This window comes from Hymenobacter arcticus (genome assembly GCF_054779975.1).
This window is the reverse complement of sequence record NZ_BAAGXF010000005.1, coordinates 111,806-131,946: the sequence shown is the minus strand read 5'-3', so window position 1 is coordinate 131,946 and position 20,141 is coordinate 111,806. Positions and strand designations below refer to the sequence as shown.

Here is a 20,141-nt window from a genome sequence, read left to right as displayed (position 1 = left end):
TGTTCGCTCGCAGTGGGCTCCTTCTGCCGAAGTGCGCACAGCCGGCGAAAACCGGCAGCTTGCCCATGTAGTGACCTAGAAACCGCGCATTGGGCTCCAGATTGCGCTGCTAGTCGGCAGTAGTGATGGAAGTGGGTTGAATGAAAATGTGCTGCACATCGGGGTGGGCAGCCTGAATGGCGGTCCCAAGCCGCTCAATTACCCGCGTGAGTTGGGCGGCGGGCAGCGTGGGGGCAAACTCGACGGGCAGTACCACGAGTATTTCGTGCGGGCTAAGGTAGGACGAGAGCGGTGGGTTAGCACGCAGGATATCCGTTTCGGCATTGGCTAGCTCGGTGATGTGGGCCAGCAGGGAGGTTTCGGCGGGCTCGCCGAGCAGCAGGCTTTTGGTTTCGCGTAGTAGAAAGCCGGCCACTACCAAAAGCAGCACGCCGATAAGCAGCGAGGCCACGCCATCGAGGGCGGGCATGTCCAATATGTGGCTGAGAAACACCCCCAGGAAGGCAATGAGTAGCCCCAGCAGGTCGGACGCGTCCTCAAACAGCACCACGAACACTGACGGGTCTTTGCTTTTGCGAAACGCGGCCCAGAAAGGCTGCTGGCCACGCTGGGCGTTGAAGGTGCGCAGGGCCACCCGGAACGAAAGCCCGTCGAATAAAAAGGCGAGGCCCAGCACCACGTAGTTCCAAGTGGGGTCGCCGAGGGGCGCGGGGTGGCGCAGGTGCTCGTAGCCCTCGTACAGCGACAGCCCACCGCCGATGCTGAAGATGAACACCGCCACCATGAAGGCCCAGAAGTACAGCTCGCGGCCGTAACCGAATGGGCGCCGTTCGCTGGCCGGCTGTTGGCTGCTGCGCAAGCCTAGCAGCAGTAGCCACTCATTGGCTGTATCTACCAGCGAGTGAATGCCTTCGGAAAGCATAGCCGAGCTACCCGTAAACCACGCCGCCACAAACTTGATGATGGCAATAGCCAGGTTGGCCACTAGCGCGGCGATAATGGCGGTTTTCGATTCGGGAGCTTTGGTATCGGTAGGCACGCGTTCGTATAGCTAATTGTTTCAAATCTGGATGCTGGCTATCCTGACGAAATGGCAAGTACGTGCCCGGCCAGGCTGAAGGTGCTTCAGCAGTGCGGCCAACATCAAAAAAGCGCCCTGACATAGGCCAGGACGCTTTTTTAGCTTCGTTCCAAACTACCTATGCTTTCGCCGGCAACCCCGTTTCTGGCGCGGTCAGCTCCATTTTCAGCTCGCCAAAGCGCACATCGACCACCACGGCCGGCGCGGCCACGGTGGTTTCGGTGGCAGCGTACTCCCCTAATGCCAAAGCCTGCGCGTCGGCAGTAACTACCTGAATATTAGTGGGCAAGCCGTGCAGCACTACGCGGTACGTGGTGTAGGGCGTTTGGTAAGCGCCCTCGATTTGTTGGGTGAGCGTGAGGGTGGCGGCGTCGCCGGCCACGGTAAAGCGGCGGGTGGTTTGCTGGCCTTCTTCCTGGTAGGCGTAGCCTTCGCCGCCGTCGTCGTAGAGGACGCTTTCGGCGGTGCCGTTTTTGTAGTACACGTGCAGGGTGAGCTGCTCCACCACTTTCTCACCCACGTACTGCATAATGGGCTGCATGGGCACCACGGCCCCGGCCTTTACGAAGAGCGGAATGCGGGTGAGGTCGGCCGAAGCCCATACTTCTTGGCCACCGGCGCGGGGCTCGTCGGTCCAGTAGTAGAACCAGTCGCCCTTTGGCAGGTACATCCAGCGGCCATCAGCGCCGGCCTGCGTGATGGGGCAGACCAGCAGGTGGTCACCGAGCGAAAACTCGGCCATGCGCAGGTAGGTTTCGGGGTCGTTCTGGTCCAGGAACGTGAGCGGGCGCAGCATGGGCGTGCCCTTGGTGGTGTACTGCCAGAAGGCGGTGTACACGTAGGGCAGCAGCATGTAGCGCAGCTCAATGAAGTGGCGCGCCAGGCTGGTGTAGGGCTCGCCGAAGCTCCAGGGCTCCTGGTCGCCGTGGTCGCCGGAACTGTGCGTGCGGAAAAACGGGTGGAACGCGCCCAACGCAATCCAGCGGCTATACAGCTCGCCGTCGGGCGTGTCGATAAAGCCGCCGATGTCGGAGCCGATGAAGCTAAAGCCACTGATACTCAGGCGCTGACACTGGATATTGGCCAGCCAGAGGTGGTCCCAACTGGCGATATTGTCGCCGGTCCAGCCCGAAGAGTAGCGCTGGCCGCCCGCGTAGGTGCTGCGCGTGATGGTAAACGGCCGGTCGGGGTAGCTGAACTGCTTGACGCCGGCCGCCGTGGCGCGGGCCATCTGCATGCCATAGATGTTGTGCGCTTTTTTGTGCGAGCCCGACTGGCCGTCGAAGTCGAAGCGCACGTCGTCGGGGAAGGTACCGCGCTCAAATACAGCGGGTTCGTTCATGTCATTCCACACGCCCTTCACGCCCACATCTTTTATCAGGCCCTCAAACAGGCCGGCCCACCACGCGCGCACCTGGGGCTTCGTGTAGTCGGGGAAATTGCAGAGGCCGGGCCACACCGAGCCGCGCATCAGCGGGCCATCGGCGCGGCGGCAGAAGTAGTCGTTGGCCAGCCCTTCGGTATACACCGAATACTCGGGGTCGATTTTAATGCCGGGGTCGATGATGACCACCGTTTTGAAGCCGTCGACAGCCAGCTCCTGCACCATGCGCTTGGGCTCGGGGAAGTGCTGTGGGTGCCAGGTAAAGCACCGGTAGCCATCCATATAGTCGATGTCGAGGTAAATGGCATCGCACGGAATGCGGCGCTCGCGCAGGCCCTTGGTAATGTCCTTCACGTTGCGCTCGGGAAAGTAGCTCCACTTGCACTGGTGGTAGCCCAGCGTCCAGAGCGGCGGCAGCTCGGGCGGGCAGGTCAGGCGCGTGTATTCCTCAGTTACTTCGAGTAGCGTGGGGCCGTAGATAAAGTAGTAGTTCATCTCGCCGCCTTCGGCCCAAAAGCTGGTGACGTCGGCGCGCTCGGCGGCAAAGTCGAAAAACGCCTTGAAGGTGTTATCGAAGAAAATGCCGTGCGCAATGCGCTGTTGCAGCACATGGAAAAACGGGATGTTCTTATACAGCGGGTCGGAGCCCTTCACGTAGCCGTAAGTATCGGAACCCCAGTTGCAGAAGCGCTGGCCACGCAGATTCATATTGGCGGGCTTGTCGCCGAGGCCGTAGTAGCACACGCCGCTGGGCACCTGCTGGCTCATCTTCACCACGTCGTTGCCGGTGTCGTCGTCGTGGTGCCAGTGAAAGCCTTTCTCATTGTCAGACAGCACGTTGCCCGAGCGGTCGAGCACCCGCGTGCGCAGGCTTTCCTTCCACACAATGCAGATGAGGCGGGCCGTGGTGAGGCGGTAGTGGTCGCTTTTCTCCTTAAACTCCAGAAAGGTGGGTACGCCGGAGTGCATGGTGCGCTCGGCGGCGGGGTCGGGCACGGCGTAGCTGAAATCGGGCTCGGCCGGGCTGCCCGGCGTGAGATAGCGGAAGCGTAAAATCTTGTCACTCAGCGCGTGCAGCAGCAGGCGTGTACCGTTTTCGGTGGTGAAGGTGAAGAGGTGGTCGTGGGTTTGCTCTACGCGCTGCACCGTACCGGGCAGGTGTTCCTGGCGCGCTTGGGCGGCCAGGTCATTGAGCATGTAATTAGTTGACTGGGCAGACTCGGCAGGCATATAAAAAAGAATAGAATAGGCAGGGCGCGGGAGGCAGCGGAGCGGCGGCCCCATCAATTAAGGCCGGCAGTCGCCCCGCTTTGTGCCTGCAAGTTACCTTTTAAGGAGAGAAGCTGACCGCAAGAAAAGCGCCGAAATCCAGCTCCGCCACCTGGGGCCACAATTATTTATTTTAAGCCCAACGGTTAACCTGGCTGCCACGGTGCCGTTATTCGCAGGGTAATCTTTTGCCAATGTCCGTGCCCGCTGCCGTTCCCAACGCCCCTACCCTCGCCGTGCTCGTACTGGCCTGGAACGAGGCCACCCCAGCCGTGCGGGCGCTCATCGAAGCCACTCAGGCCGGTTCGCCCAGCGTCGATTCCATCCTGGTGATGGTGCCCCAGGTCGATGCCCCCGCTCACCCAAGCGCCAAAGAGTACCTGCCCGTGCTGCCGCTGGCTCCGGGGCCACACCCGGTAGCCGCCGCTACCGCTACGGAGCCGGAGCTTCCACCGCCGCCAGTTGCCGAAGCCGCGCTGCCAGCAACCAAGCCAACCGGCCAAGCATCTGTTTTACAAAACATTGGTAAAGAGCCTGTTTTACCTGCACCAGCGTCTCCGGTCCCTCCCGCGCCATTGACCTGGGCGGCGGTGCGCGTGCTGCGGCTCGGTAGCCTTAGCTTACCCCAGCTGGCGCAGCGGGCCGGCCAGCCGCTGCCGGCCCCAACCTGGGTAGGGCTAGCCGCCACCCCGGCTGCCCCTTACCTTGGGGCAACGGCCCCCGCCAACCAATCAGTATTAGCTGCAAAAGTAAGTGAGCCAATTACTTATCCTGAATTATTAAAAACACTGGACTCACTACCAAAACCCGTGGGTTCTTTAGCGCCAGCCACCTTACTACCCTCCGACAAGGCTGGCTTGGCTAAGGAGGAGGTACTCCTGTACGACTCCATTGCCCAAGGCCCTGACCCTGAGGCTGACCTACCGGCCATGGAGGCCGAGGAGCCAGCCGGCGCCGAAGCGCTCACCAGCGACCAAGCCGAAACCGACCCGCTGGCCACCGCTGCTCCTCGCCCCGCCGTTCAGGCAGATTGGTTTGATGCGCTGGCCGCCCTGCGCCAGCCAGCCAGCCTGCCCGAGCCGCCCGCGGCGGCGCCAACTGCCAGGGCTATGGCCTCATTGCTGCCCGCGCACCCGGCGCTGTGGCCAGCCGCCGCGCACTACCCGGCCCCCAATTTAAATTTTCAAATCATTCAGTACGCCCGCTTTGCGGTGCCGGTGGCGCTGGCCGAGCCGCCTTTTGCCGTGGTGTATGCGCCGGCTTGGCCCACTTGGCTGGCGGCCCAGGAGCTGCGCCAGCGCACCGGCCGGCCGCTGGTACTGCACGTGAGTACGCTGGCCGCGGCCGACGATGAATCGGTGGATACGGCTACCGGCTGGATTGCCGAGCTACAACGCCAGGCCCTGCGCCGCGCCGACCTCATCCTGGCCGAAACGTCCACCCTGGCCCAGCGCCTGCGCCACGACCTAGGGCTGCCCGCTAGCGCCGTGCAAGTTGTGCCCGCCGCTGCTGCGGCAGCCATTGCCCAAGCACTGCACGGGGCCCACTTGCGCCCGGCAATAACCCCCGTGAGTTAAGGCGGCAGGTCTGGTTTACCGCTGCTTCGGAGGCCTGTGCTACGGCTTGATTGACGCGTATTGGCATAGTTTCATTTTTTGCTTAATTACTTACTAATCAATTAGTTAATTAAGACAAGAAAAGTATTGTCAGCTTGATTTATAATCAATTGATAGTCATTACTTTACGAGTCAATGTCACCTGTTTACGCTACCTTGTGCTGCACCCTGAGCGCGGCATCTGCCCACCGCTTTATTCTTCCTGCCCAAAGCAAGATTACTTTTGTAGGCAATGACGGAATTTGAACAAGAATTTAACGCGGTGCTCGAAGCAGACCCGCACACGGGTGATTTGATGGTAGTAGCCCCATTCTCAGTAGAGGAGCTGTACGGTACCAAGGACGAGCTGCTAGTGCACACGGCCATCGAAGGCTTCCCATACCGGGGCGAGCTGCTGCCCCTCGGCGACGGCTACCACGGCCTGGTAATTCCGCGCGAAGTGCGCCGCGCCGTAGGTAAAACCGTGGGCGACATCCTGCATGTGCGCCTCAGCCAAGACCTGGCCGACCGCGTCATCAAGATGCCCGAAGACCTGGCCACCGCGTTAGCCGCCGACGAGGCCGCCAACAAGTTTTTCAAAACCCTCACCAAACTGGAGCAGCGCTCCTACGTGCGCTACCTAAAGGGCTCAAAAACCCCCGAAATCCGCGCCAAGCGCCTCACCGAAACGGTGTACCGCCTGAGTATCGGCCGCAAGCGCGAGTAGGGTTCGATTACCGATATTATAAAAAAGAACGTCATGCTGAGCTTGTCGAAGCATCTCTACCGCGCCAGTTGGTTTACTAACTAAACGGTGCGGTAGAGATGCTTCGACAAACTCAGCATGACGTTCTTTTTTAGCTTTATTGACTCCCGACCAATTACACTTTTGCCAGCACCAGCGCCGTGCGGCTGGGCACGTAGAGGCGCAGGCGCGGCGCTTCGGCCGTACCGCCGCCACCAAAGGTGTCGTAAATCACCGCTTCATCCAGCCGGCTGAAACCGCCAAACTCCGACCGGTCGGAACTGAGTACCAGACGGTAGCGACCCGCCGCCGGCACCGGGATACCGTAGTCGAAGAAGCTTTCGCTCACGTGGAAGCTGAACACGAATACCAGCCCAGCCCGTTCGAAGGCGATGACCTTGTTGCCAAAGTCGATATTGAGCAGCGTGGCGGGACCTTTAACCAGTAGCTGCCGCTCGCGGGCCAGCTTGAGCATGGCCTGGTCGAAGGCCAAAAGTTGACTGTAGCGCAGGCCGGCGTTATCGGCTAAGCTCCACTGGCGGCGGGCGTAGTGGTAGCTCCAGTCGTTACCAGCCCGCGGGAAGTCAATCCACTCGGGGTGGCCAAACTCGTTGCCCATAAAGTTGAGGTACGCCTCGCCACCCGCGCTCAGCGTAATCAGCCGGATGAGCTTGTGCAGGGCCGTGGCCCGCGCCGCGCCGGGGTCGCCATCAAGCACCCCCATGTTGTAGTAGATGGCATCACCGTAGAGCCACTGAGCCAGCGTTTTATCGCCTACCAGGGCTTGGTCGTGGCTTTCGGCGTAGGCCACGGTTTTTTCGGTGGCGCGGCGGTTGGTCAGTTGGTGCCACAGCTGGCCGAGGTCCCAGTCTTCGTCGCGCTGGTGCTTGAGGGTTTTAATCCAGAAATCGGGTAGGCCCATCGCCAAGCGGTAGTCGAAGCCCACGCCACCGTCGGCTACGGTGCGGCACAGGCCAGGCAGACCGCTCATGTCCTCGGCAATGAGCAGGGCCGATTTTTTGAGTTCGCGCACCAGCGTAGTGGCCAGCATGAGGTACAGAATGGCATCGTCGTCGGCGTCGGGGCCAAAATAGCTGTCGTAGCCCCCAAACGCGTGGCCCTCTCCGTGGTGGTGGTACAGCATCGACGTGACGCCATCGAACCGGAAGCCATCGAAGTGAAACTCCTCCAGCCAGTAGCGTAAGTTACTGAGCAAGAACTGCTGCACCTCGGGCCGGCCATAGTCAAAGAGCTTGCTATCCCAGCCGGGGTGGTTGCCGCGCTCGCCCTTGTGAAAATACAGGTTGCCCGAGCCGTCGAAGTCGGCCAGGCCCTCGGCCTCGTTCTTCACGGCGTGCGAGTGCACCAAATCGAGCAGTACCACAATGCCGCGCTGGTGGGCCGCATTCACCAGGTATTTCAAATCCTCGGGCGTGCCAAAGCGTGAACTGGGCGCGAAGAAATTGGCCACGTGGTAGCCAAACGAGCCGTAGTACGGATGCTCCAGCACGGCCATTAGCTGCACGCAGTTGTAACCCTCGACCTGAATACGCGGCAAAATGTAGTCGGCAAACTCGCGGTAAGTACCTACGCGGCCCTCCTCCTGCCCCATACCCACGTGCGCCTCATAAATGAGCGGCTGGCCCTTGGTGGCGTTGGCAATGCGAAACGTTTGGTCCGTCCACTTAAAGGGGTTTTCGGGTATCCAAAGCTGGGCCGAAAAATCGTTGCTATCGGCATCCTGCACGGCGCGGCGCAGGTAGGCGGGCAGGCGGTCCTTGCCCTGGCCGTGGGCTACTACGCGCAGCTTGTAGCGCGAGCCAGCTGCCAGGCGGCGGCCGTTAGCATCGTCGGGCAGAAAGGCCTCCCACACGCCGGTAGCCTCGTCTTTTTGCAAGTGGTCCGCCTCGGGATTCCAAAAGTTGAAGTCGCCGACCAGGCTCACGGCCTCGGCTCCCGGTGCCCACTCGCGCACGGCGTAGCCCCGGCGGCGGGCATCGTAGTGCAACCCCAGCCGCTGGTGCGCAGTGGCAAATTTGCCCAACGAGCTGTGCTCGGCCGTGATGGCGGCCAGGCGGTCGGCTAGGCGCTGCTGGCGCGCCAGCAGCAGGGGCTCGTAGGGTTGCAGCCACTCGTCCTCCTGGGTGAGCGTGAGCACGGGAGCAGGCGGAGTGGCAACGGCGGGAGCTATGATTTCGGCGGACATAAGCGGGAAAAAGTTAGCTTTTCAAAGGTAGGCACCTGCCCGGCAGGCGCGCGGCGATGACTACTTTGCAACATGCATACGTTTTCCCGTTTTTCTTCGGCCGTGCTGTTAGTGGCTGGGCTAGCTGGGCCGGCTTTGGGCCAGCATGCGGCTTCGCGCACCGCAGCGAAAGCCAGCATGCCCAGCCAACTGCCGCCAGCCACCGCGCCGGTAATAGCTCGCCACGCGTTGGTAGTTTCAGCTCACCCCATCGCCTCTCAAGTGGGCCGCGACATTATGCAGCAGGGCGGCAACGCCTACGATGCGGCCGTGGCCGTGCAGTTTGCGCTGGCCGTGGTGCTGCCGGTGGCCGGCAACGTGGGGGGCGGTGGCTTCCTTGTGTACCGCGATAAAAGTGGCCAGGACGGCACCCTCGACTTCCGCGAAACTGCGCCTGCCGCCGCCCGCCGCGACATGTACCTCGACGCCAGCGGCAACGTGGTGCCCAGCCTCAGCACCGCCGGCCGCCTGGCCGTGGGCACCCCCGGCACCGTGGCCGGCATGGAGGTGCTCCACAAAAAAATGGGTAAGCTGCCCTGGGCCAAACTCGTAGCACCCGCCGTGCGCCTAGCTACCCGCGGCGTAGCCCTCACCGAAAAAGAAGCTGCCGGCCTCAACCGCACGCAGGCCGATTTTACGAAGCATAACCCCGGCTCGCCGCCCGTATTCGTGCGGGCCGCCGCCTGGCAAAAGGGCGATACCCTCAAGCAACCTGAGCTGGCCGCTGTGCTCCAACGCATTCAGGACCAGGGCCGGGCCGGCTTTTACCAGGGCCGCACTGCTGAGTTAGTACTGGCCGAAATGAAAAAGGGCAACGGCCTCCTTACCCAGACGGACCTCGACAGCTACCAACCGAAGTGGCGCGCCGCGCTCCACGGCACCTACCGGGGCTACGACGTGATTACGATGCCGCCGCCCAGCAGCGGCGGCGTGGCCCTGCTCCAGATTCTGCAGATGCTGGAGCCCCGCAATGTCGGACAGCTCGGCTACCACACGCCGGCCGGCGTAGCCCTCGTCACCGAGGCCGAGCGCCGCGCCTACGCCGACCGCGCCACCTACCTCGGCGACCCCGACTTCGGCCAAGTGCCCGTAGCGCAGCTATTAGACAAAGACTATAACAAGCAGCGCGCCAGCACCATCCGCCCCGATGGCCAGGCCACACCCAGCGCCGAGCTCACGGCCGGCCCCGGCCTGCCGCGCTACGAAAGCGACCAAACCACCCACTACAGCATCGTCGATGCCCAGGGCAACGCCGTGAGCTGCACCACCACCCTCAACGGGGCCTACGGCAGCAAAGTAGTGGTAGCCGGCGCAGGCTTTCTACTTAATAATGAGATGGATGACTTCAGCTCCAAAGCCGGCGTTCCCAATATGTACGGCCTCGTGGGCGGCACCGCCAACGCCATTGCCCCCGGCAAGCGGATGCTCAGCAGCATGACGCCCGCCATCCTAGCCAAGGACGGCAAGCTCGCGCTCGTCACGGGCTCGCCGGGCGGTAGCACCATCATTACCAGCACTTTACAAAGCATCTTAGCCGTAGTAGACTATGGGGCCAATGCCGAGCAGGCCGCGGCCGCGCCCCGCCTGCACCACCAGTGGCTGCCTGACCAGCTCGACGTGGAGGCCGGGGCCCTCACGCCCGCTACTGAACAACTCCTTAAGGAAAAAGGCTTTAACCCCAAGCCGCGCAATCCCTGGGGCCGGCTCGAAATCATCCGGGTGCTGCCCGACGGGCAGTTGGAAGGCGGCGCTGACCCGCGCGGCGACGATGCGGCCCTGGGTTATTAGCTCGGCCGAAAGGACGATTGGCAGCCATTTTTTCAACCCGGAAAAAAGCCGTATCTTTGCACCCACAATTGGTATTCAATCTGAAAAGAGGGGACGCGCAGTCCCCTCTTTTTTTGTCCCACACCCCGGCTGTCATGGCTCAATTTGACCAAACCCGCATCCAGCAATTGCTCGCCGAATCCCTCGGCGACAGCGGTTTATACGCGGTCAGCCTCACCGTGTCTGACGCGGTGATGCCCAAGATTACGGTAACACTCGACGGCCCCAACGGCCTCGGCATTCAGGAGTGCGCCCAGGTGACGCGCCGCATTAACCGCGGCATGGAGGAAATTTATGGCGAAGAAGCGGCCTACTCGCTCGAAGTAACCTCGCCGGGGGCCGACCAGCCCCTCACCGACCCACGTCAGTACCCGCGCCACGTCGGCCGCAGCCTGCTGCTGAAGTTGCAGGACGGCACCGAGAAAACCGGCCCGCTCACAGCCGTTACCCCCGAAGGCATTGAGCTCGAAGAAGTTATCAAGGTGCGCACCAAAAAATCAACCTTGCCCGCCGCCTTCTTTCCTTTCGGGGACATTAAGGAAGCCACCGTTGTTATCTCTTTTAAATAACCCGCAGATTCTGACAGATTTTGCAGATATGCTCACTTCGTGGGCTGGCTGTTTGAATTTCAGTTGAGTCTTTAGACGCTTTCATTTATCTCTCATGGCTAAAAAAGCAGCAGGCCCCAGCCCGCAGGAAGTCGCCGCCGTGGCGGCCGACCTGAACGCGCGGATGCTCATCGAGAACTTCCAAGAGTTCGCCAAGAGCCGCAACATCGACCGGCCCACGATGATGTCCATCCTCGACGACGTGTTTCGGACGATGATTCGCAAAAAGTTTGAGGACGACTCTAACTTTGACGTCATCATTAACCCCGACAACGGCGACCTCGAAATCTGGCGCAACCGCGAGATTGTGGACGATGACTCAGAGGATATCTGGGACCTGGACAAGATTCCGCTGGCCGAGGCGCAGGCAATTGAGCCCGACTTCGAGATTGGCGAATCGGTAGCCGAGCCCATTAAGATTGAGGACTTTGGCCGCCGGGCCGTGTTGCTGGCCCGCCAGACGCTCATTCAGCGCGTCAAGGACATGGAGCGCGACAACCTGTACCAGAAGTACAAGGACTTGGTGGGCGAAATCATCACCGGCGAAGTGTACCAGGTATGGAGTCGCGAGGCCCTCATCCTGGACAAGGATGAGAACGAGTTGGTGCTGCCCAAAAGCGAGCAAATCCCCAAGGACCGCTACCGCAAGGGTGACACCGTGCGCGCCGTAGTGCACCGCGTAGACGTAGTAAACGGCTCGCCCAAAGTAATTCTGAGCCGCGCTGCGCCCGCTTTCCTGGAGCGTTTGTTTGAGCAGGAAGTGCCCGAGATTTTTGACGGCCTCATCAGCATCAAAAACGTGGTGCGCGAGCCCGGCGAGCGCGCCAAAGTGGCTGTTGAAAGCTACGACGAGCGTATCGACCCAGTGGGTGCCTGCGTAGGTATGAAGGGCAGCCGCATTCACCCCGTGGTGCGCGAGCTGATGAACGAGAATATCGACATCATCAACTACACCGACAACCTGGAGCTGTTCATTTCGCGGGCGCTGAGCCCGGCCAAAGTGGGCTCCATGAAAATCAGTGAACAAACGGGCCGGGTTTCCGTGTTTATGAAGCCTGACCAAGTCAGTCTGGCCATCGGTCGGGGTGGTGCCAACATCAAACTAGCCTCGCGCTTAGTGGGTATGGAAATCGACGTCTTCCGCGAAGCTACTGACTACGAAGAAGATATCGCCCTCGACGAGTTTACCGACGAAATTGAAGGCTGGGTAATTGCCGAGCTGAAGAAAATCGGCCTCGACACCGGCCGCGCCGTACTGGCCGTCAAGAAGGACGACATTGTGCGCCGTACCGAGTTGGAAGAAGAAACAGTGGACGACGTGTACCGCGTTATCCGTCAGGAATTTGCCGACGACGACGACCTGCCGACCGATGGTGCAGCCCCCGCTGCTACCGCCGCGCCAGCCACCGGTGATGCCGAAACCACCCCCGAAGAAGCAGCCCCGGCTACTGAGGACGCCCCTGCGGCTACCGAAGAAACCGCGCCAGCCGCCGCCACCGACAACCACAGCGCCCCGGCCGCCCAATGAGGGCGGGGGCCAACCGCCAGCGGGTAAGTTATTAAATCAGGCCAGTGGGCTTGACTTATAGCCTGCTGGCCAGATTTAATCTTTACCTTTGCACCCTGAACGTATTCGTTCGCGACTTATTAGAATGGCGGAAGCAACCCCGAAACGGCTACTACAGGCAGCCAAAGACCTGAACATTGGCATCGACCGGGCCGTCGAGGCCCTTTCCCGCAAAGGGATTGCGGTAGAGAACAAGCCCACCACCAAGCTCACGGGTGAGCAGGTGAGCCTGTTGGAAAAAGAATTTGCCGCGTCGGCGCAAGACAAGCAGGAGGCCCAGCGCCACACCCAAGCCCGCCGCCAAAGCGAGCTGAATGCGCAGGCGCAAGCTGCCATAGCGAAGCCTGCCTCGGCTCCAGTGGCCAAGCCAGCGCCAGCATCAGTAGCAGCCCCGGCTCCGGTGGCTGTTACCCCGGTTTCTGCTCCTGCCCCGGTGGCAACCCCGGCTCCGGTGGCCGCGCCGCAGCCGGTAGCTGCTGCCCCAGCGCCTGTAGTAGCCGCGCCAGAGCCCACGCCCGTCCAAGCTGCCGAAGCTCCAAAGACCCCCGGCTTGAAGGTGCTGGGCAAAATTGAGCTGGATAGCAAAGGCCGCGTTATCCCGGCCCGTGCCGCTGCCCTAACTCCTGCTGCTGCTCCTGCAACAGTCGCGGTGCCCACTGCGGAGGCTAAGCCTACTGCGGCTCCCGCCCCAGTGGCCGCGCCAGCGCCGGTGGTAGCCCCCGTGGCGGCAGTTGCGCCCGTGGCCGCCGCGCCAGTTCCGGCAGCAGCTACGCCAGTTGCTCCCAAACCTGCTGCGCCTACCTACACGCCAGCGCCAAAGCCGACCCCGGCTCCTGCTCCCGTGGCCACCGCACCCGTTGCGGTAGCTGCGCCAGCAGCTTCGGCTACGCCAGTAGAGGCCACTCCGGCTGCACCCGCTGCCGCACCGGAGGCTCCAGCCGCCGAAGAAGGAACTATTACCGCAAAGGCCGACCAGCTAAAAGGCTTGACGGTGCTGGGCAAAATCCAGCTGCCGGTTGATTCGAGCCGCCGTGGCCCGGGTGGCCGCGGAGCCCGCCCCGTTGCGTCGTCCGACGTGCGTAAGAGCGGCGTGGGTGCCAACAACCAGAAGAAGCGCCAGCGTCTGCCAGCCCCCGGCCAGCCCGGTGGTGGCACCGGCACGGGCACGGGTACCGGCCAAGGTACTGGTTACCAGGGCAACCGCCCCGCCGGTGCCCCCGGCCAAAACCGCCCGGCTGGCCCCGGCAACCGTCCTGGCCCCGGCAATCGCCCCGGCCAAAGCAACAATCGCCCGGTTACGCCGCAGGTTCCGCTCACCGCTGAGCAGAATGACAAGCAAATTCAGGAGCAAATCAAGGCTACGCTGGCTAAGCTGAGCGGCGGCAAAACTAACGCTGCCGCCAACCGTGCCAAGTACCGCCGCGACAAGCGAGGCATGGCTGCTGAAGAGCGCGAAGCCCTTCGTGCCCAGAACGAGCTAGATGCTAAAACCCTCAAACTCACCGAGTTTATTTCGGCCAACGACCTTGCGTCGCTGATGGATGTGAACGTGAACGAGGTTATCAAGGTGTGCTTGGGCATGGGGATGTTCGTCTCCATCAACCAGCGCCTCGATGCCGAAGCTATCACGGTGATTGCCGATGAGTTTGGTTACGACGTGGAATTCCTCTCGGCGGAGGAAGACGAAGAGGCCATCGACATGAGCGATGCCCCCGAGGATTTGAAGCCGCGTGCCCCCATCGTTACCATCATGGGTCACGTTGACCACGGCAAAACGTCGCTGCTTGACTACATCCGCGAAGCGAGTGTGGCCAAGGGGGAAGCCGGTGGTATTACCCAGCACATTGGTGCTTATGAGGTTAAGACCAAATCAGGCAACCCAATTACGTTCCTTGACACGCCTGGTCACGAGGCCTTTACGGCCATGCGTGCCCGCGGTGCCAAGGTGACGGATATTGCCATTATCGTAATTGCGGCCGATGACTCGGTGATGCCCCAGACCAAGGAGGCCATCAACCACGCCCAGGCCGCTGGCGTGCCGATTATCATCGCCCTCAATAAGGTAGATAAATCCTCAGCCAACCCCGAGAAAATCCGCGAAGAGCTTTCGCAGATGAACATTCTAGTGGAAGAATGGGGTGGGAAGTACCAGAGCCAAGAAGTATCGGCCAAGTCGGGTATCGGCGTGGAAGACTTGCTGGAAAAAGTACTGCTCGAAGCCGAACTGCTTGACCTCAAAGCCAACCCCGACCGCAACGCGGTAGGTACGGTTATCGAAGCCGAGCTTGACAAAGGCCGCGGTTACGTAACTACCGTGCTGGTGCAAACCGGCACGCTCAACGTAGGTGACATTGTATTGGCTGGCCCGCACTACGGCCGCGTGAAAGCCATGACCGATTACCGCGGTAAGAAGAAGAAAGTAGCTGGCCCCGCCACCCCAGTGCAGGTACTGGGTCTAACGGGTGCCCCGCAGGCCGGCGACCGCATCCAGGTAATGGAAACGGAGCGCGAAGCCCGCGAATTGGCTACTCAGCGTCAGCAACTGGCTCGTGAGCAAACCATCCGGACCAAGAAGCACATCACCCTCGACGAGATTGGTCGCCGCTTGGCTATCGGCTCGTTTAAGGAGCTGAACATCTTGGTGAAAGGTGACGTGGACGGCTCAGTAGAAGCGCTCTCCGACTCTTTGCTGAAACTGAGCACGCCCGAAGTGAAGGTAAACATCCTGAGCAAAGGCGTGGGTGCCATCTCCGAAAGCGACGTGCTGCTAGCTTCGGCCTCCGACGCCATCATCATCGGCTTCCAGGTACGGCCTTCGCAAAGCGCCCGCAAACTGGCTGAGCAAGAGCAAATTGACGTACGCCTCTACTCCATCATCTATAACGCCATCAATGAGGTGAAGGACGCCATGGAAGGGATGCTGGCCCCAACGGTTCACGAAATCGTGGTGGCCAACGCCGAAGTTCGCCAGGTGTTCAACATTACCAAGGTTGGTACCATTGCCGGCTGTATGGTAACGGAGGGCAGCTTCACCCGCAAAACCCGCGTGCGGGTGGTGCGCAATGGAATCGTGCAGTATACTGGCGAAATCCAGGACCTCAAGCGCTTTAAAGACGATGTGTCGGAAGTACGCCAAGGTTACGAGTGCGGTATCTCGGTTAAGAACTTCAACGACCTGCAAGAAGGTGACAACATCGAAGGCTTCGAAGAACAGGAAACCAAGCGTAAGCTTTAATCACAGATTTGGACAGATTTCGCTGATTCAGACGGATGCAACGACCATTAAAAAAGGCCACTCGTAAGAGTGGCCTTTTTTAGTTTCTGCTACTTTTTCTACAAGCCTGCTAATAGCGCAGGAGAGTGCCGTTCAAATCAGCGCAATCAGCGCGATTTGTCTAAATATACGATTTAGAAGAAGAGGAATTTCTTGCGGTTATGCTTGTGTACTAAGGGCTTACCAGTAGTGCGGCCACCCATTACTACCTGGCGCGACTCGCCCTTCTTGTGCTCTTGGCCGGGCAGTGCTTTGAACTTGCGCACCGTGAAGCCACCGCCGGACTTATCGAGTTGGCGGGAAGGACCACCCCGCTCAGCGGCGAAGCTGGTGTTGCCGGTACGGGCCTCCAGTATCTGGAGTTGCTGGTCGCGGGCAGCATCTTCGGGGCTCATTTGTTGCTGGCGGCGGCTACGCGCGCCATCTAGCGAGGTAGTGGGCGCGGTAGACCGGGCGGGGCTACCAGGAGCCGGAAAATCGGGGGCAACTGCCTGCGCTTGTGCGCTGGCAGCGCTCAAGAGCAACGCAGTGAGGAGCAACGGGGCGGCAACAACTATTTTTTTCACTGAACGGAAGAATATTGATTAGCGAGGCAGGCGAAGCTTGCATGCAAACGGCGGAGCCGGAATGGGAAGTTCCGGCCCCGCCGCTTTGGGTGCTGCCTGGGTATGGCTTAGAAGCGGGCGCGCATGGCCGTCAGGATTTCAGCGAGCAGTTCCTGGTCGCGGGTGATGACGGGAGCAGCGGGCGTTACGACTTCTACCACAGCGGGCTTTTTGAAGCGGTTAGCCATCTTCACCACCCAGAAAATGATGAACGCGATAATGAGGAAGTAGATGACGGCATTGATGAAGTTACCGTAGCTTATCACGGCCGCTTTGGCATCCTGGGCGGCTTTGAGGGTGTCGTAATGCTGGCCGTTGAGCGCAAAAAACTTCTCCTTGAAGTCGATGCCACTAGTGAATACGCTCAGCACGGGCATGATAATGTCGTCGGTGAGCGAGGTGACAATTTTGCCGAAGGCCCCGCCAATAATTACGCCGACTGCCAAGTCGAGAACATTTCCCTTGGAAATAAACTCCTTGAATTCAGAGACAAAGCCCATAGTGAGTATGTGAAAAAGTATAGAATAGGGTGTGATGAGAGTAGACGATGAACTTAGGTCCTGCCAAGCCGTGCTTTCGATTTACACGGTCAGGCTATCCTAAGTGACTGTTACAAAGTTTGATGTAATATGCTAGCATTTTTTTATTTTTCGTCCAAAAGGTCAATTTAAAACCTGAATGTGGCTACTAAGCGGTTTAAATATCGCAGGCTACCGGCGGGCGTACCTTTGGCAACCGGCTTTCTTGCCCACCCTTTCCTGCTCGCAATGGCTACTTCGTTCGAAAACCTACTCTATGACCTGGATGCTGCTTCCGGCATTCTGACCATCACCCTCAACCGGCCTACCAAGCTCAATGCGCTGAACGCGGCGACTATTGCTGAGTTGGGCCAAGCTATTGACCAGGCGAGGGCCGATGAGGCCGTGCGGGGTATCCTACTCACGGGTAGCGGCGAAAAAGCCTTCGTGGCCGGGGCTGATATTGCAGAGCTGGCTGCCCTTGATGGCCCCGGTGCCCAGGACGCCGCCGCGCGGGGCCAAGCGGTGTTCCGCCGCTTCGAAACCAGCCCCAAGCCCGTAGTGGCGGCCGTAAATGGCTTCGCCTTGGGCGGTGGCTGCGAGCTAGCCATGGCCTGCCACCTGCGCGTGGCTTCCGAAAATGCTCGTTTCGGCCAGCCCGAAGTGAACCTAGGCTTGCTGCCCGGCTACGGGGGCACCCAGCGCCTGGTGCAGCTGGTGGGTAAGGGCAAGGCCTTGGAACTGCTACTCACGGCCGACCAGGTGAAGGCCGACGAAGCCCTGCGCCTGGGACTAGCCAACCATGTGGTGCCTCAAGGCGAGCTTATCATTTTTTGCAAATCTTTGCTAATCAAGATTATAAGCAAAGCTCCAATTGCCATCGGGCTCACCATAGACTGCGTCAATACCTTCTTCGAGGAGGGTGGTACGGCCGGCTTTACGGCCGAAGCAGCTGCTTTTGGGAAAGCCTTCGGTACGGCCGACTTTAAGGAAGGCACAGCGGCTTTTCTGGAGAAGCGCCCGGCAGTATTTACAGGAAATTAAGAGTAATGAGCTAGTAATCGACAAACAGTCAGCCTTTAACCGCCTGTTTATCAATTGCTAGCTCGTAGTTTTTAATTTAGAATTGAGCTAAATGAGTATTGCAAAGAAGCTGGCTTCCCAAACTGCCATCTACGGCGTTAGTAGCATTGTGGGGCGGGTGCTGAGCTACCTGCTGGTGCCGATATATACGGGCCACTTCGCAGCGGCCGAGTACGGTATCGTGACGGGGTTGTATGCCTACGTGTCGTTTCTAAACGTGGTATTTACCTACGGGCTCGAAACCACTTTTTTTCGCTTTGCCAACCGGCCGGGCGAAGACCGCCGCGAACTCTACAACCGCACCCTGAGCTTGCTACTGCTCAGCAGCGTGGCGCTTACGGCCTTGCTTATGCTGCTGGCCCGGCCCCTGCTGGCGCTGTTGCACCTGCCACCCGGCCACGAGGAGTACGCTTTGTGGATAGCCCTGATTTTGGGGCTCGATGCGGTGGCAGCACTACCATTTGCCCGCCTGCGGCTGGAAAACAAGGCCCGCAAATTTGCCGCTATTCGCCTCACTAACATATTGTTGTACGTGGGGCTCAATCTGTTTTTTGTGGTGCTGTGCCCGGCGGTGGTGCAGAGCGCGGCCGGTAGCCTGCTGGCTTCGCTGAAGCCGTTGGTGGCCGTAGTGTACAACCCCAGCCTGGGGGTAGGCTACGTGTTTTTGGCTAACTTGGCGGCCTCGGCGCTTACGCTGCTTTTGCTGGGCCACGAACTACTGGACTTTCGCTTTCGGTGGCCTAATCTCAACTTTTTGCGGCCGTTGCTGGCCTACGCCTTGCCCCTGATGCTGATGGGCCTGGCGGGCATGGTAAACGAAACGCTCGACCGCATCTTGCTCCCGGCCTGGCTGCCGCAGGGCTTCTACCCCGGCCAGAGCCGGCTGGCGGCGGTGGGCGTGTACGGGGCGTGCTACAAGCTCAGCATCTTTATGTCGCTGATAATTCAGGCATTTCGCTACGCGGCAGAGCCGTTTTTCTTTTCCCAAAGCACCGAGAAAAACTCACCGGCTACGTTTGCCTTGGTGCTCAAATGGTTTACGCTGTGCTGCGCGTTTATTTTTGTCGGTATCAGCCTGAATTTGAGCTGGATAGGGCCGCTTTTTTTGCGGCGGCCCGAGTATCTGGCGGGGTTGGGCGTGGTGCCTATCTTGCTGCTGGCTAACCTGTTTTTGGGGGTATACTATAATTTATCGGTCTGGTTTAAGCTCACCGACAAGACGTATTTTGGCACCTACATTGGGGCGGCGGGAGCGGTGCTCACCATTGCCCTCAACTTTGTGCTGATTCCGATAATGGGCTACTTGGGCAGCGCCTGGGCCACGCTAGCCTGCTACTTCCTGATGGCAGCGCTGTGCTGGTGGCTGGGCGAGCGGCACTTCCCGGTGCCTTACCCGGTGAAGCGGCTACTGCTGTGGCTACTGGGTGCGGTGCTGCTAGTGGGGCTGGGCCAGGCCGGTGGACAGCGGCTGCCCCAAGCAGTTGGCTACGCGCTGGGGCTGGGCCTGCCACTGGCCTACGCCGGGTTAATATATGCGGTAGAAGGCCGACGTAAAATGGCGGTATAAGGCAGAAAAAAAGCATCGAACAGAATTCGATGCCTTTCTGAGCTATGAAAACAAACTTAGCCAACTTCCTCTACCCCGGCAACCTGCACGAGCAGTATTGCCTGGGTTAAGGCTGCTAACCGATGCAAAGGTGCATCAGGTATGGGGTAAGTGCCAACGATTTTTCGCTGAATGCACAGCTTATGGGTCTTAACAGTGCCTTAACCTCGCTAATGCAGAATTGGTAATTTCGGAAAAGGGCATCAAAATCTGAAAATCCGGGTTTATCTCTTTGCGCTTGCACTAGACGCCTTAGCGGCGTTAGGCAGCAATAACGATACCTTTGCCCGTCCAAAGCTGCGGCTATTACGTATCTTCGTTCTCATCACCCTATGCGGCTGCCAGGCCGTTCTACCCATGCTACTAACCACGCTTTTTCTGTTTCTCGGTAACCCCAGAACCATCATATTCATCATTTTCGTTTTGGTACTATTCTTCGGAGCCAAGCGGATTCCGGAGTTGTTCCGGGGTGTGGGGCAGGGCGTACGTGAGTTTAAGGATGCTACTAATAACGTGGAGCAGCCGGCCAACCCGAACCACAACCAGCAGCCGGGCTACAACCAGCCCAATGGCTTTCCTAATCAGCAGGGCTACCCCAACCAGCAGAATCAGGCTTATAATAACCAGCAGGCATATCCCCAGCAGCCCCAGCCCTACAATCAGCCCCAACCGGGTCAGATTCCGCCAACTCCGTATAACAACCCTACTAATACGCCGGCCAGCTAGGTAGCCCG

Annotated in this window: 14 protein-coding genes; 9 read left to right on the top strand and 5 right to left on the bottom strand. The window is 59.8% G+C overall.

Annotation, left to right across the window (positions count from 1 at the left end; genetic code table 11):
- Nucleotides 1–109 precede the first annotated feature (109 nt).
- Complete coding sequence (locus tag ACYVGC_RS10910; RefSeq protein WP_460583861.1) at nucleotides 110–1,039, bottom strand: cation diffusion facilitator family transporter; 930 nt, start codon at nucleotides 1,037–1,039, stop codon at nucleotides 110–112.
- 160 nt (nucleotides 1,040–1,199) lie between these two features.
- Nucleotides 1,200–3,695: a glycoside hydrolase family 31 protein gene (locus tag ACYVGC_RS10905; protein WP_460583860.1), complete on the bottom strand. Its 2,496-nt coding sequence runs from the start codon at nucleotides 3,693–3,695 to the stop codon at nucleotides 1,200–1,202.
- A 233-nt stretch (nucleotides 3,696–3,928) separates the two neighbouring features.
- On the opposite strand from ACYVGC_RS10905, the gene ACYVGC_RS10900 reads away from it, so the two are divergent.
- Together ACYVGC_RS10900 and ACYVGC_RS10895 are read left to right on the top strand one after the other, a co-directional pair.
- Nucleotides 3,929–5,311, top strand: coding sequence for a glycosyltransferase (locus ACYVGC_RS10900; RefSeq protein ID WP_460583859.1), 1,383 nt, complete (start codon nucleotides 3,929–3,931; stop codon nucleotides 5,309–5,311).
- Nucleotides 5,312–5,582: 271 nt separating this feature from the next.
- Nucleotides 5,583–6,056: a DUF1905 domain-containing protein gene (locus ACYVGC_RS10895; RefSeq protein WP_460583858.1), complete on the top strand. Its 474-nt coding sequence runs from the start codon at nucleotides 5,583–5,585 to the stop codon at nucleotides 6,054–6,056.
- Between the two features lie 154 nt (nucleotides 6,057–6,210).
- Here ACYVGC_RS10895 and ACYVGC_RS10890 read toward each other — a convergent pair whose 3' ends face one another.
- Nucleotides 6,211–8,280, bottom strand: a complete 2,070-nt coding sequence (locus ACYVGC_RS10890) for a 1,4-alpha-glucan-branching protein (RefSeq protein ID WP_460583857.1) — start codon at nucleotides 8,278–8,280, stop codon at nucleotides 6,211–6,213.
- Between the two features lie 72 nt (nucleotides 8,281–8,352).
- Here ACYVGC_RS10890 and ggt point away from each other — a divergent pair, with 72 nt between their 5' ends.
- The 4 genes from ggt to infB all read left to right on the top strand — a co-directional run bounded on the left by ggt (nucleotide 8,353) and on the right by infB (nucleotide 15,556).
- Nucleotides 8,353–10,107: a gamma-glutamyltransferase gene (gene ggt, locus ACYVGC_RS10885; protein WP_460583856.1), complete on the top strand. Its 1,755-nt coding sequence runs from the start codon at nucleotides 8,353–8,355 to the stop codon at nucleotides 10,105–10,107.
- 134 nt (nucleotides 10,108–10,241) lie between these two features.
- A complete protein-coding gene (locus tag ACYVGC_RS10880) occupies nucleotides 10,242–10,715 on the top strand; it encodes a ribosome maturation factor RimP (protein ID WP_460583855.1) in 474 nt (157 codons plus the stop codon).
- 151 nt (nucleotides 10,716–10,866) lie between these two features.
- On the top strand, nucleotides 10,867–12,282 hold the full coding sequence (gene nusA, locus ACYVGC_RS10875; RefSeq protein ID WP_460584063.1) for a transcription termination factor NusA: 1,416 nt from the start codon (nucleotides 10,867–10,869) through the stop codon (nucleotides 12,280–12,282).
- Nucleotides 12,283–12,406: 124 nt separating this feature from the next.
- On the top strand, nucleotides 12,407–15,556 hold the full coding sequence (gene infB / locus ACYVGC_RS10870) for a translation initiation factor IF-2 (RefSeq protein WP_460583854.1): 3,150 nt from the start codon (nucleotides 12,407–12,409) through the stop codon (nucleotides 15,554–15,556).
- Nucleotides 15,557–15,729: 173 nt separating this feature from the next.
- Here the strand turns inward: infB and ACYVGC_RS10865 are convergent, their stop codons facing one another.
- Together ACYVGC_RS10865 and mscL are read right to left on the bottom strand one after the other, a co-directional pair.
- A complete protein-coding gene (locus tag ACYVGC_RS10865; protein WP_460583853.1) occupies nucleotides 15,730–16,113 on the bottom strand; it encodes a hypothetical protein in 384 nt (127 codons plus the stop codon).
- A 155-nt stretch (nucleotides 16,114–16,268) separates the two neighbouring features.
- Nucleotides 16,269–16,700 carry an MscL family protein gene (mscL, locus tag ACYVGC_RS10860; protein WP_460583852.1) on the bottom strand — a complete coding sequence of 144 codons (432 nt, stop codon included), beginning with the start codon at nucleotides 16,698–16,700 and terminating at the stop codon, nucleotides 16,269–16,271.
- 267 nt (nucleotides 16,701–16,967) lie between these two features.
- Between mscL and ACYVGC_RS10855 the strand changes: the two genes are divergently transcribed.
- The 3 genes from ACYVGC_RS10855 to ACYVGC_RS10845 all read left to right on the top strand — a co-directional run bounded on the left by ACYVGC_RS10855 (nucleotide 16,968) and on the right by ACYVGC_RS10845 (nucleotide 20,133).
- Nucleotides 16,968–17,762 (top strand): enoyl-CoA hydratase/isomerase family protein, encoded by a 795-nt coding sequence (locus tag ACYVGC_RS10855; RefSeq protein ID WP_460583851.1) that lies wholly within the window; start codon nucleotides 16,968–16,970, stop codon nucleotides 17,760–17,762.
- 91 nt (nucleotides 17,763–17,853) lie between these two features.
- A complete protein-coding gene (locus ACYVGC_RS10850; RefSeq protein WP_460583850.1) occupies nucleotides 17,854–19,368 on the top strand; it encodes a lipopolysaccharide biosynthesis protein in 1,515 nt (504 codons plus the stop codon).
- A gap of 462 nt (nucleotides 19,369–19,830) precedes the next feature.
- Entirely contained in the window at nucleotides 19,831–20,133 is a 303-nt protein-coding gene (locus tag ACYVGC_RS10845) for a Sec-independent protein translocase subunit TatA/TatB (protein WP_460583849.1), read from the top strand.
- Nucleotides 20,134–20,141 lie beyond the last annotated feature (8 nt).

Excerpts from the sequence above, each read along its gene's own strand:
- ACYVGC_RS10855 (WP_460583851.1), top strand. The coding sequence starts at position 16,968 with ATGGCTACTTCGTTCGAAAACCTACTCTATGACCTGGATGCTGCTTCC.
- infB (WP_460583854.1), top strand. The coding sequence starts at position 12,407 with ATGGCGGAAGCAACCCCGAAACGGCTACTACAGGCAGCCAAAGACCTG.
- ACYVGC_RS10905 (WP_460583860.1), bottom strand. The coding sequence starts at position 3,695 with ATGCCTGCCGAGTCTGCCCAGTCAACTAATTACATGCTCAATGACCTG.
- mscL (WP_460583852.1), bottom strand. The coding sequence starts at position 16,700 with ATGGGCTTTGTCTCTGAATTCAAGGAGTTTATTTCCAAGGGAAATGTT.
- ACYVGC_RS10890 (WP_460583857.1), bottom strand. The coding sequence starts at position 8,280 with ATGTCCGCCGAAATCATAGCTCCCGCCGTTGCCACTCCGCCTGCTCCC.
- ACYVGC_RS10880 (WP_460583855.1), top strand. The coding sequence starts at position 10,242 with ATGGCTCAATTTGACCAAACCCGCATCCAGCAATTGCTCGCCGAATCC.
- ggt (WP_460583856.1), top strand. The coding sequence starts at position 8,353 with ATGCATACGTTTTCCCGTTTTTCTTCGGCCGTGCTGTTAGTGGCTGGG.
- ACYVGC_RS10850 (WP_460583850.1), top strand. The coding sequence starts at position 17,854 with ATGAGTATTGCAAAGAAGCTGGCTTCCCAAACTGCCATCTACGGCGTT.
- ACYVGC_RS10895 (WP_460583858.1), top strand. The coding sequence starts at position 5,583 with ATGACGGAATTTGAACAAGAATTTAACGCGGTGCTCGAAGCAGACCCG.
- ACYVGC_RS10900 (WP_460583859.1), top strand. The coding sequence starts at position 3,929 with ATGTCCGTGCCCGCTGCCGTTCCCAACGCCCCTACCCTCGCCGTGCTC.